The organism is Cupriavidus sp., assembly GCF_057315035.1.
Genome location: NZ_DBHKYV010000001.1, coordinates 462,085 through 473,806, shown reverse-complemented (window position 1 = coordinate 473,806; position 11,722 = coordinate 462,085). Strand labels below are relative to the sequence as shown.

15 protein-coding genes are annotated in these 11,722 nt (G+C 66.1%); 1 reads left to right on the top strand and 14 read right to left on the bottom strand.

Annotated features, from left to right (window positions below; genetic code table 11):
- From ACO550_RS02205 to ACO550_RS02150, 12 genes are all read right to left on the bottom strand, one after another.
- A complete protein-coding gene (locus ACO550_RS02205) occupies positions 1–336 on the bottom strand; it encodes a BufA1 family periplasmic bufferin-type metallophore (RefSeq protein ID WP_034112309.1) in 336 nt (111 codons plus the stop codon).
- A gap of 224 nt (positions 337–560) precedes the next feature.
- Positions 561–1,124 carry an RNA polymerase sigma factor gene (locus ACO550_RS02200; protein WP_034112311.1) on the bottom strand — a complete coding sequence of 188 codons (564 nt, stop codon included), beginning with the start codon at positions 1,122–1,124 and terminating at the stop codon, positions 561–563.
- A 310-nt stretch (positions 1,125–1,434) separates the two neighbouring features.
- Positions 1,435–1,902 carry a DUF6789 family protein gene (locus ACO550_RS02195; protein WP_034112313.1) on the bottom strand — a complete coding sequence of 156 codons (468 nt, stop codon included), beginning with the start codon at positions 1,900–1,902 and terminating at the stop codon, positions 1,435–1,437.
- A 114-nt stretch (positions 1,903–2,016) separates the two neighbouring features.
- Positions 2,017–4,011, bottom strand: coding sequence for a relaxase/mobilization nuclease domain-containing protein (locus ACO550_RS02190; RefSeq protein ID WP_034112315.1), 1,995 nt, complete (start codon positions 4,009–4,011; stop codon positions 2,017–2,019).
- Between the two features lie 448 nt (positions 4,012–4,459).
- Positions 4,460–5,035: a S26 family signal peptidase gene (locus ACO550_RS02185; protein ID WP_019726289.1), complete on the bottom strand. Its 576-nt coding sequence runs from the start codon at positions 5,033–5,035 to the stop codon at positions 4,460–4,462.
- The gene (locus ACO550_RS02180) at positions 5,032–5,565 is read right to left on the bottom strand and encodes a DUF2840 domain-containing protein (protein WP_025981541.1); all 534 of its coding nucleotides are present in this window, start codon (positions 5,563–5,565) and stop codon (positions 5,032–5,034) included. Before ACO550_RS02180 ends, ACO550_RS02185 begins: the two co-directional genes overlap by 4 nt.
- The gene (locus ACO550_RS02175) at positions 5,562–5,846 is read right to left on the bottom strand and encodes a hypothetical protein (RefSeq protein WP_025981540.1); all 285 of its coding nucleotides are present in this window, start codon (positions 5,844–5,846) and stop codon (positions 5,562–5,564) included. The genes ACO550_RS02180 and ACO550_RS02175 overlap by 4 nt, the downstream gene beginning before the upstream one ends.
- Positions 5,843–6,481: a ParA family partition ATPase gene (parA, locus tag ACO550_RS02170; protein ID WP_019726286.1), complete on the bottom strand. Its 639-nt coding sequence runs from the start codon at positions 6,479–6,481 to the stop codon at positions 5,843–5,845. The genes ACO550_RS02175 and parA overlap by 4 nt, the downstream gene beginning before the upstream one ends.
- A gap of 253 nt (positions 6,482–6,734) precedes the next feature.
- The gene (locus tag ACO550_RS02165) at positions 6,735–7,592 is read right to left on the bottom strand and encodes a replication initiator protein A (RefSeq protein WP_019726285.1); all 858 of its coding nucleotides are present in this window, start codon (positions 7,590–7,592) and stop codon (positions 6,735–6,737) included.
- Positions 7,593–7,618: 26 nt separating this feature from the next.
- A complete protein-coding gene (locus ACO550_RS02160) occupies positions 7,619–7,900 on the bottom strand; it encodes a helix-turn-helix transcriptional regulator (RefSeq protein ID WP_019726284.1) in 282 nt (93 codons plus the stop codon).
- Positions 7,901–7,983: 83 nt separating this feature from the next.
- On the bottom strand, positions 7,984–8,763 hold the full coding sequence (locus ACO550_RS02155) for a DUF2285 domain-containing protein (protein WP_019726283.1): 780 nt from the start codon (positions 8,761–8,763) through the stop codon (positions 7,984–7,986).
- A 340-nt stretch (positions 8,764–9,103) separates the two neighbouring features.
- A complete protein-coding gene (locus tag ACO550_RS02150) occupies positions 9,104–9,451 on the bottom strand; it encodes a DUF2958 domain-containing protein (RefSeq protein ID WP_019726280.1) in 348 nt (115 codons plus the stop codon).
- Between the two features lie 223 nt (positions 9,452–9,674).
- Between ACO550_RS02150 and ACO550_RS02145 the strand changes: the two genes are divergently transcribed.
- Positions 9,675–9,968, top strand: a complete 294-nt coding sequence (locus ACO550_RS02145; protein ID WP_019726279.1) for a helix-turn-helix domain-containing protein — start codon at positions 9,675–9,677, stop codon at positions 9,966–9,968.
- Positions 9,969–10,302: 334 nt separating this feature from the next.
- Here ACO550_RS02145 and ACO550_RS02140 read toward each other — a convergent pair whose 3' ends face one another.
- Both ACO550_RS02140 and ACO550_RS02135 read right to left on the bottom strand, forming a co-directional pair.
- Positions 10,303–10,617 carry a DUF736 domain-containing protein gene (locus ACO550_RS02140; RefSeq protein ID WP_019726278.1) on the bottom strand — a complete coding sequence of 105 codons (315 nt, stop codon included), beginning with the start codon at positions 10,615–10,617 and terminating at the stop codon, positions 10,303–10,305.
- A gap of 854 nt (positions 10,618–11,471) precedes the next feature.
- A complete protein-coding gene (locus ACO550_RS02135; protein ID WP_019726277.1) occupies positions 11,472–11,681 on the bottom strand; it encodes a hypothetical protein in 210 nt (69 codons plus the stop codon).
- Positions 11,682–11,722 lie beyond the last annotated feature (41 nt).

Here is an 11,722-nt window from a genome sequence, read left to right as displayed (position 1 = left end):
TCAGGACTTGGCGCTGAGACTGCCGTGCCCGTTGGGCGTCGAGATCGTGGTGCAGGTGCCCTTGGCGACCAGCTTCCAGGCGTTCCCCTGGTAGTCGGCGGTGCTGGTACCCGCGCAACTTGTGCCGGCGCCGGCGAAGCAGTCGTTCTGCCCCTTCAGGGCAACGCCATAGCACTTGTCGAACTTGCCGGTCTTCATCATCTCCATGCTCTTGGCTTGGTTCTCCTGCATCTTCTTCTGCATGTCGGCCTGGCTCATGCCCTGCGAAAAGGCGGGGGCGGCGAAGGCTGCGACAAACGCCGTGGCGACGGCGGCGGACAACATACGGTTTGACATTGTGATCTCCTGATAGGAAAGAAGCAGCCGAGTGAGCTGCGGGTAATCGGCCAGCAATCGCCAGCCTCATTTCCTAAGAGGCGACCGCCGTGCAAAACGGTTCGGTAGAAAGCAAAAAAACCTCAATCACTGGCCTGGGCCTAGCAATTGAGGGTTATCCATGACAATGCGCAAGAAATTGCCGCCTCGCTTGGCGAGGCGGCCCGGACGAGGACTCAGCTTGGCTATTTCGTCGGTGTGCGGTGTCCGTGCCCCGAGGATGGTTCTGAACTGAGCATGTATTCGCGCACTAGCTCGCGGGCACGATGGAGCCGACTCTTGATCGCGCCGGGCTGCTCACCCAACTGAGCAGCGATCTCGGCAATGGTCAATTCCTCGAAGTCGCGCAGAAGTACCACTTCGAGGTAATGGGCAGGCAACGACTCCAGGGCATTGGCAAGATCGATTCTCAATTCATCGTCGGGACGATGAAGCAGCAGCTCCTCGGCTACTTCATCAGGCAGTGGCTCGTGCTTGAACATCATCCGCGCGAGCTTGCGGCATTCGTGCTTGATGACCGTGAACAGCCACGATGAAAAGGCCGCAGCCGCTTTTAGCCCGCTGACCTTGCGAGAAATGATGAGTAGTGATTCTTGAACCGCATCATCAACGTCGCTCGCATGGCAGTGCTTGTACGCATAGCGGCGTGCATCGGCTTGGCACACTGCCAGCAGACGGGAAAGGGCGGCCGCGTCTCCAGTCTGTGCCGCCATGATTAAATTGTTGCGGTCGCCAACAGGGGTGCCCATGCTGATCTCCTGTGCTGACTCGATGATTGGTTAATTCAGCGAGCCTTTATTTGTATTTCGCTCCGATTCTCGGGTCTTCGGCTACGATTCCTAATTTTCTGATAAACACCTGTCGCAAGCAAAGCGGGAGCTGCTACAACGCAAACCGGGCAGACAAAGCCTGCTAAAACGCTGGTGGCTGTCACATAGCTACCCAGTCCAAGGCCCAACCCGACGTAGAGCGTACTGTTATCCGGCGGAATCTCGCGTTCCGCCGTAGCCTCTGTGTCCTTCATCATTTTCGTATCCTCAATATGGCAATTTCTGCTCATTAAGAAGTTGCAGTCCGAACAGCGCACGAATTGGCATTGAGCCGACCATAGGTGTAGCCCAGCACTGCGCCCCAAATGAGGTGCATCATCAGGGTCATCATCGGCGCCATCATCCCCAGGTTCATCCCGAACAGGCCTGCGTCGGCCATTGGCATCGGACCGATCATCATCATGAGCCAAGCTAGCAAGGAAAACGACATTCCCTTGAGCAGCGCACTGCGCCCTGGCAGCCTGCCATACAGCAGTTGGAACAGGATGCCCCACACGACGGTGCCAATCATGAAGTGCGCCACCCATCCGACCATGGGCGAAGCCGGCATACCCATTTTTGCGTGCGCCATCTCCGTGAGCATGGCGATTGGATTCAATTCGGGCATCAAGCCCATGGCGCCCTTCATCAGCATCAGCAGCGACAGCGCTACAGTGGCGACAAATCCAGCCACCATCGAACGAACGTAACAAGACATGGTTACAAGCTCCTCAAGGTTGGGGATCGTTGATCCCGGATTGGATGGAGGCACCGACTGCTCCCATTTTTCCTATAAGAGGCGCCGAACTGGAAAAACGATTCGGTTGATCCGCTAAATTGTTGGGCCGAGTTGCCGTCCCCACCTCCAGGACACCTGCCCGCCGCGCACCGTTGCGGCGATTTGCTGCCCCAAGCGCTGCTCGATCACCGGCCGCCACGGCACGAGGCTAAATCCCATGCCGTCATCCAGCATCGCGTAGCGCCCGCTGGCAAGCATGACGCTGCGCCGGTAGATGCCGGCCACGCGCTGCCCGTCGGCCACGGGTCGATGCTCCAGGCCGGTGTCGGCGGCAATGTCCTTGGCGGACTGCGCCAGTTCCCGGTTGCGCAGCGTGCCCAGCAGGTTGCGCGCCAGGATCACGCGCTGCCCGCGCCGCTCGGCCAGCCCCTGTTCGGCCAGGAAGTCGGCGCGCTGCTGCATCGCCTGCTTGGCCTCACCGCCAAAGCCCAGGTCGCCCAGGCCGGAGCCGCCGCCGATCAACTGCTGGTCGAGCCAGGTGGCCCCGATCACGCGGGCCTGCCGCTCGATGGGCAGGTGCGATTTCAGCTCCACGGCTACGCCGCCCAGGCGTTGCGCGTCGTAGCGGCGGCCCTGCTCGGGCAGGTCGCCCGGCACCTTCCATAGCCCCTCGGCCACCCGCTCCACGATGCCCGCCCGGCGCAGGGCTTCCAGCCTGCGGACGTGGGCCGCCACGACCTCCTGCGGGTCGCGGCCGGGCACGGCCTGGCCCTGCGCGATGGCGAGGTGATGGTCGGTGCGGTACAGGCCATCGCTCGCCAGCGCGGCGATGTTCTTGTCGGCCGCGCGCACGTCGGCCGATCCCTTGACCTCCACCACGGCGCCGGTCGGGTAATTCGCCAGCTCGTCGTGGGCGTTGAGCGCGACGTAGTGCGCCTTGCCGTCCACGCCGTCGATGACCAGATAGCCCCGATCACGCAGTTCGTCGGCCAGTCCTTTCGCGGCCACGCGCCCGAGGATGCTGCGGCCACTTCCATCCGCGTCCTGCCCTGGCTCGAACACCGCCAGCTCGCGCGGCTCGCCGCGCATGGCCCGCTGCATGGTGCGGATGATGTCGCCGCGCTCGCCCAGGGCGCGCAGGGTCTTTTCCGCATCGGCATGCACGGCCCAGGTGCCGGGCTGCGTCTCGTCGGCCAGGCCCAGGCGCTGCAAGCGTTGCAGGCGGCCGATCAGCAGCAGGCGCTGGCGTTGCAGGCGGGGTTCGTTGAGCCGTTCGACATGCACCAGGCCATCGTCGCCGGCCTCGCGCTTCAAGGTGCGATCCAGGCTCGTCCACCGCTCTTGCTCTACCTCGTGCTGCAAGGTCTGCTGGATCTCCAGCTCGGTGCGCGGCCCCAGCCATTCGGTCGCCAGTTCGGCGGCGCGATGGCGGAAGCCATCGGCAATGTAGTCGCCCGCGATGATGAGGTCTTTGCCCGTGTCGTCGCGCCCGCGCACGACGATGTGCGTGTGCGGGTTGTCGGTGTTCCAGTGGTTGACCGCCACCCAATCGAGGTCCGTGCCCAGGTCGGCCTCCATGCGGCCCATGAGATGCCGCGTGTAGGTACGCAGGTCTTCCAGCTCCGCGCCATCCTCGGGCGAGAGGATGAAGCGGAAATGGTGCCGGTCGTCGGCGCAGCGTTCCTTGAAGGCGTCGAGGTCGGCCACGTCGGTCTGCGGCCCGTAGGCTTGGCCCGGCTCGCCGTCGCGGCCCACGCCGTCGCGCTCGATGTAGTGCAGGTGCTTGGCGAGCGACTGCGGGCTGGCCCGCTGGTGATTCACCAACAGCGTCTTGATGGTCACGCGCCGAGACATGGGCGTCAGCTTCGCCCCGGCGAAGCGCGCCGCTGTGTAGCCGCGCCCCAGTCGCGAGCCGGGCCGCTGGCCCGTGCCACCCGTCGCGCCAGGACGGCGCATCGTGGACTTGCCGCTGCTGGCCTTGCCTGCCTGCTTGAGCACCTTGGAAACGAAGCTCTGGCCTTGGCCCTTGCCCCGGTTCTTCGGGGCGCTGGGGCGCACGCGGAAATCGTCATCGCGGCGGTCAGTCATGGTCGTTCTCCCTGCAAGCTCTGGCGTGTCTGATCGTGCGAAGCACGCGGACATGCCCGTATTGGCGCGGGCCTCGCGCCACAAGCGGCACGGCGGCAAAGCCGCGCCGTGCTGCGCCAACCCCACGTGCAGACTGGCTTTCGACGCGGCCCGGTGCCGCGTCCTTTTGTCTTGCCTTCCGCCTTTGCCCCTCGCTGGCGCTCCGGGCAGCGGCGGCCCGGCGGCGCTGCTGCGCGAGCAGCCAGCACGCCGGCGAACGCGGCGACGGCCACAGGCCGGGCGCGTTCGAGGCAAGACGCCTGCACACGGGAAGGCAGCGCGAAGTGCGGCGCCCGATACGCAGGATCGGCGCTCGCACGACATGCGCGACGGCACGAAGAAAGCCACCGGATCGACATGCCCGATGGCACGATGAGATGCACGGCGACGTGCATCTCATCGGCAGCCATCATGGACGCTTCTCCAGCCAGACCGGGTGCGCGATGCCGATCACGGCGGACGTGCGCACCGGCCCGAAATACCGGCCATCGAACGATGCCGGATTGGTCACGCTCAACAGGAGCAACTCGCCCGGTTCGAGGCGGCGGCACTGCTGCCAGGATGGCAGCGGCCGGCCCCAGCGGTCGGCGCGCAGCACGGCGGCCGAAGGCACGCCGTCGATGCGGACGATGCCGCCAGCGATGCACACCTCCTGCGGCGCGATCGCGCCCACGCGCTTGAGCAGCGGCACGCCCGCCGGCAGGTAGCGGCGTTGCGCGGCCAGCGCTGCGGCATCTGGCGGCAGCGAGGCCAAGACGATGCTGCCCACGGACAAGGGACGTGGCAGCGAGCCGGGCCGATGGTTCAGCGGATCGACGCGATACCAACCCATGGGAACGCTGTCGGACGGGTTGTAGATCAGGCGCGGCAGCGGATGCACGAAGGACGCCCAGGCCAGCGCAGCGAGGCCGCAGGCGGACAAGCCCGCCAGGACGAGGCGCGCGCGAGAACGCGGCGCAGTGCCGATGGTGGAAGCGGCGGTCATGGCAGCGCCCTCCCGGCTAGCCAGGCGGCGTGCCGCTCGGCGCTGTAGTCCGGCAGCGGCAAGCGCGCAGCGAGCCGATTGCCCAGCGTGCGCCAGTACGCGGGGGAGGCGTCTGCGGGCGCGATGCCCAGCGCCTCGACGCCGTCGATGCGTTCCAGCACGGCGCGCACGTTGGCGTCGCCTTCGGCGTGTAGCAGCAGGCGCGCGCCCGGCTGCACGCCGGGGATGCGCTGCGCGCCGGCCAGCGGCGTGCAAGTCTGCATCACCATGAGTTGCCAGCGGATCGTGCCGTAGGCGTTGGCCTGCCAGCGGATGCGGCAAAGCATCGCGCCGGGCAGGAACAACGCGCATCGCCGCCAGTGGTCGAGGCGAAGGATGCGCGACGGCTCGCCGAAGCGCAGATAGAGGTCGAAACGCTGGTCGATGTAGGCGAGCGCCACGCGCGTCATCGGCGCACTGGCAGGCTGGCCGATAGGCGCAGCCAGTGCAGCCGTGGCCGCGACAGCGGCAGGCGAAACGGATGCGGTCATGGTGTGTTCTCCCTGCGGTTCTCGGGAAACTCTCGCTCTAGCAGGCCGCGCAGCAGGTCGGCCACGGTCACGCCTTGCGTGAAGGCCGATACCTTGATGCGCGCCCGCATGGCGGGCGTGATGTCGAGAGTGAGGCGAGCCGTGTAGAGGTCGCCCTTGCCCAACGCATCGGCGTCGCCCTGGCGAATCCACGCTTCAGCGTGCGGATTCGCAGGCGGACGCGCGCCGATGCCGACGCGCTTTGCCGTGCGTTTGCTGTTGGGTGGCGGCTTCGCTGTCATGTCGTCCACCGCAGCAATTCGTCCACTAGGGCGGTGATTTCGCGGGCGGCGGCGCTGCCCGGCGCCGTCTCGCGTGAAAGGCGGCCAGCGGCCACGCTGTCGGCGAACACGATGCGCTGATGCACTTCCGCGCGCAGCGCAGGAAGCGGCTGGTCGGCGAGCGCCTGGCGCGCTTCGCGCCCGATCACGGTGGTGCTGACGCGCCGGTTGATGACGAAGGCCGCGCGCAGCGCAGGCCGGAACACTTGGGCCTCACGGATCAGTGCGACCATCTCGGCACTGGCCCACAGGTCGTAGGGGCTGGGCTGCACCGGGATCAGCACGCGCTCGGCCGCGAGTAGCGCGGAGCGCGCGAGGGCGGCGATGCGCGGCGGGCCGTCGATGACGACGTGATCGGCCCGCCTGGCGAGTTCTGGCGCTTCCTGATGCAGCGTTTCGCGTGCGAGGCCCACGGCGCTGAACAGCCGAGGCAAGCCTTGCTGGCTGCGTCGTTGCGTCCAGTCCAGTGAAGAACCCTGCGGGTCGGCGTCCAGCAGCACGACATGCTGGCCGCGCATCGCCAGCTCGCCGGCGATATGGGTGGCGAGCGTGGTCTTGCCCACGCCGCCTTTCTGGTTGAGCAGCGCGACGATCATGGCCTGGCCCTCCATGCTGGAAGAGCAGGCTTTGTCTGCTGCGTTTGTGGCCGCGCAGCGGTTGTCCACCGCGACGGCGTTTCCCTACTACAAGTTAGAGAATTTAAGTTAGGTAAGTTAAGGGAGGTCGAAACCCGCGCCGTTATTGGCTTTGCGGACGATCCGTACTCCTGATAGCACGATAGTCGTACTCCCGATAGCACGATACCCCGTACTCCTGATAGCACGAGCCCGTCCACCGCTTTTCCCGAAGTTATCCCCGTGCCGTGAACGGCACGGGCCGAAACATCAGCAACTCGACTCCATCGCCCGGCATCCGCTCGATGCTCAGGACATAGCCGGGCAGCGACTGCCGCGCGACGAGCGCGCGCAGGTCGTAGGCAAAGTCCGAGAAGCGCGTGACGCTGCCCGATTTCCGGTACAGGTGCCGGAAATCGAATTGCCAGCCGCCTTCCTGCCGCCCGCCGTGCTTGCGCACCAGGCGGTACAGCCACCGTTCGATGCCGCCCGTCAGCCGGAAATACGCCGGGTCGATGGTCAGCACCAGAGCGGCATCCATCACCCCACCAAAGAACCAATCCGGCAGGATCAGCTCCAGCCCCAAGGGCGTGCCCTTGGCATCGGCCAGTTCCTTCCACTCGTTGATCCACGAAAACCGATGCAGGCGTCGCCCGGTTGTCTCGCGGATCGACGTGGCCACGGTCGTGGATTGCAGCCGATCCAACGCGGCTTTGAGGCGCTGGTAGTCGCGCAGCGACGTACCGCGCCCGATGAAGCGCAGGATCTCGTAGGGCGTGGCCTGCATCAGCCGCGACGGGCGTAAGCCTGCGTCGCGCGCCTCCACGATCTGCGAAGCAGCCCAGATCAGCACGTCCGCGTCCCAGATCGTGGCGATGCCGTGCTCCTGTGTGCCTTCCACGCGGATCGTGACGTTGCCCGCCCGGAAGTCGATGGGCGCCGTGCGCCGCGACTTCGCCAGCGAGAAGAACGGAAAGGCCATCAAGTCCTGGCTGTCGCGCGGCGCCATGTCGCCCGGCAAGGCACGGAACAGGTCGAGCTGTTCGCGTTCTTGCGAGGGCCGCTGCCGGGACGGCAGCGCGGGGCTGGGCATGGCGGTGGCCTGGCGCGTGCCAGCGATCAGCGCGCACGGCTGTCCGCCGAGTGCTGTTCGGCGTACTCAGGATCGGAAGTCGTCTCGAAGCTGCGGTCGGCGGCCCAGGCGTCGAGGTCGGCCACGGCGTACATGACGCGCCGGCCGAACTTGCGAAAGCGCGGGCCACCGCCGATCACGCGCTGCTTCTCCAGCGTGCGCGGCGACAGGCGCAGGTACTCGGCGGCTTCGTCGTTGGTGAGGTAACGCTGCGGTTGTGCGGCAGCGGTCGGGACAGTGGCGGCAGGCCGCAAGGGAGCGGGACGCATGGTGTGAACCTCCATAGCTTTCAAAGCTCCGGCCACACAGCGCAACCGGATGGAGGCAGTCTCAGAAAACGAAGCTCCGCTGCTCAGGGACGTTTTGCGTCCCCATCAAAACGTCCCTTCTCAAGCGGCGGCAGTTGTGCTAGCCGGCGATAACCGCCGCGCATCAGTGCATCGCCGCGCCGCACCAGGCGGCGCACGCGGGCGCGCAGGTCGCCGTCGGCGTGCCAGTCCGCCGCCACGGCATCGGCACCGAACAGCCCTTCGGCCACGTCGCGCAAGGACGCACCCGCCAGGGTCGCGTCGAGCGCCTGCAGGGTGTGCAACTCCAGCATCGCGGCCGGTGTAGGCCGGGGCCTGGCCGCGGCCAGCGTCGCGCTGCGCGTAGGCGCAGGTGCGGCAGCGCCGCCGCCACCTCCGCGATTGGCATAGGCGACCGCCATGCCATCTTCCAGGCCGGGCGCCAGCGCGAAGCGCGCGCAATGGCCGGGGTTGTGCGCGATCAGCGCCAGCCCTTTACCGTCGTGCAGCAGTTGCTTGTGACCGGGGATGTGCCAGAACGCGAAGGCCGCCGCATCGGGCGGCGGATCGGCATCGGGATGGAGTTGCACCACGGCATCGTGGCCGGGCAGCCAGGCCGGATGCGCGTCGCGCGCATCCAGGGCCGGGTCTTCCAGCAGACGCAAGCCCCAGCGAAGCGCCGCCTGTTGCGCCGCTTGCGGTCGGCGCTGGTGGCGCTGCCAGTCGAGCCGGTAATCGGGGTGGCGGCGCAGGTACTCCCAGGCCAGTGCGAGCGTGTCCAGGCACAAGATGTAGAGGTACGCGGCGGTCGGATACCAATGCGCGATATGGTGAGGATTGACCATGACTCAAGCTCCCGTCGAACAGCAGGAACGTCGTCACGGGCGTTCAAGAACGGAGCCACCGCATCCACATCAAAACATCATCCGAACCTGTTTAAGCTGTACATCAAGTGTCAAGACCGATTGGCTCCGGGGTATTGCGCAATGCGTCCGAATACGACGGCCGCGCAGTCCAAAAAAGTCACGCGGCACAAATCAAGGTGCCGTAACTCGCGCCAAAGATCGTGGCCGTTTCCGTCTCAAAGGCCCTGTTTTGGTGCAAGAGTGCGAATTGAGACCGGACAAATCCGAATTCCGACGGAAATAGTCTCAATACGTCCGGCTGCGCCGGAACGCGATTGGCTTAATCGACAATGCCGCCGTTCTCCTGGGCCAGCCGGACATATTCCGACAGGGGCCGCGCCGCCTGGAAATACCGATCCCGCATCACAGGCTGCTTGCGCGGCCCGACGATGGATGCCAGATCGGACAGCTTCACGGTGCCCAGCTCAGGCATCCCCAGGCCCAGGTCGATCAGGCCGTAGGCCGTATCGCCGTCGGCCGGGTCGAGCGAAGCGAGCAGCCAGGTGAGGTGTGCGTCCGGTGTGAACAGGCGCACCACGGGCAGCGGGTCGCCGGCCTGACCGTCAGCACGTGCCTGGCCGTGGGTCAGCAGGCGTTGGCGCTCGTCCTCGGTGATGAGTGAGTTCATGGCGATCTATTCCCAATTCACAAATCCGCCCAAGCGTGAAAACGCAAAGCCGCATCGGCGGATTTGGGAAAAAGCACGATTGTGATTCCGTGGCTATGCGCCTTTGTGGAAATCCGCAGAGGCACAAATGCGGATTCCCGTAAAAACGCAAAACAGTGAGGTTTCACTGAAAGAGTTAAAGATAACGTGGTTTTAATTGTGCTGCGACTTGACGCTTCTGTCTATGCAGAAGCGACCCATTCAGCGCGGCCGACCGGCCGGCGCCACCACCTACGATGCCGAGTTGGCGCAAGCCTTCGGCGCGGCGGTGCGCGCGTTGCGGACGGAGCGCGGCATTGCGCAGGAATCGCTGGCGCACCTGGCTGGCGTCGAGCGCTCGCACATGGGCAAGGTCGAGCGCGGCGAGCACATGCCCACGCTGGCGATCATCTTCAAGATCGCCGGCGCGCTCGAATGCAGCACGGCAGTGCTGATGAGCGAGGCTGAAAGCCAGCTCGCAGCGGCGGCCCATCCGTAGGCTCCGGCTGCATCGAGGGGCGCCAAGCTGTGCGCGGCGGGGATAGCTCGTAGGGCTTTCCCTCGGAGGCAAGCGAAGTGCGCAGCGCCGCAGGCGCGAAGGCGTGAGGGATTGGAGCCGGATGGCCGTGACGGCAAAGACGGCACGGGGCGTAGCCCGTAAAAGTCCGGCGGCGGGTCGCGCCGACACGCCATGCCCTGATTGCAACGGCAAGCACCGCGTCCCCGCATAGAAGTGCAGCCCACACTATGGGCCACCGCCTGCCACCAGGTTCGGTACGAACCAACACAACAGCGCAGCGCCCCGCCATGTGGCGGGGCGCTGCGGGCGGCGGTCACGCCGCCTGGGGCTTGCTGCGCGACCAGATCAAGTCGTGCGTGCCGTCTTCGCCTTCGATCAGGCGGGCGTAGACCGTGGCCGGGAACGATGGATCGTCGAGGGTCACGGAGATGTACTCCCGCCCGGCCTCGCTGGTCTTCTTCCACGCTGCGCCGATGTCGTGGCTGGCGGCCTGCAGGCGGAAGTCGGGGGCCTTCTCGTTGTCGCCCTTGTCGTTGGGCACCAGCTTGACCTTGACGTTGAGCGTCAGGGTGCGAAGCGTGCCGGTGAAGCCGTCTTTGTCTGCGGTGAAGGTGCCGATGTTGGCCATAGTGAAATCTCCGTTCGGTGGAACAAGGTTCGCGCCCATCGCGTCCTTGTTGTGATCCGGCCGGCGGGGGACGGGCTGGCTGCACCGCTTGCGGTCGAAACGCAGTGGAGAGCCGGGAGGCGAAAAGAATTTGTCCCGCGAGGAATGCACCGAACGCAGTGACAAAGCAGGGGAAATTGTTTTCGCCGGACGGTTGCAGCCATGAAGCCCGAGGCGCAGCCGCGCCACCGCCAGGATTCACAACAACACAAGGACGCCTTGGGCCGAACCGCACCGCAAGGAGATGTGGCCGGCTCGGCATCCCCGCATGAAGACTGCTCCGGCTCGCCCACTGACGCAGGCCAGGTCAACCACCCGATGACAGGCAAGAACGCCTCCGCCGCAACTTGCGGCGCCGGTCTAGTGGCGTGGCATAGAAACTCCATAGCGATGCTGGGCGGGTTGTCCGTGAACAGTCCTTCATGGACGTGATGGGCAAGAACCGCCAGCGTTGAGGACGGCACGCATTTGCACAACCCGCCGCAGCAAACGCCAGCGTGTTCGCCAGCGCCCCGTCCATCGTGGCGGAGCGCTGGCCGGGCCGATCCGGCGAAGCCGGTTCGGCGGCATCGAGGGGCGCCAAGCTGTGCGCGGCGGGGATAGCCCGCAGGGCTTTCCCCTGGAGGCAAGCGGAGCGCGCAGGTGTGGGCCGGGCGGATGCTCGGCTGCTTTAACGCCGCCACCTGAGCCACCGCGAGGGCGGCGGCGTTCTGATTCGGCAGTTGGCCTTGAACACCGGGCGCGGCCACTGCCGCGCCCGGATTTTGCTTTCACCGCGCCCAGGACGGAACGGCATGGGCGCGGTGCTGATCGGGTTATTCCTTCGTCTCGATGAGCCACCATACGGCACGCGGCAAGGCGCGGCCCGTGATGGGGTGAATGTCGGTCAGGTCGGCGCGGGCTGACCAGCCCGAGGGCGGGCGGTAGCCGCGCACGTCGCCATCGCCGTGCCAGCGGCGGGCGCGTACCGTGCCGGGGGCGTAGATCGCCGCCATGCGTGGGCGGCTGGTGGTGGTACGTGTCATGGGGTGTTCTCCTTCCAGCAAGCGCCCCGGTCGAGACCGGG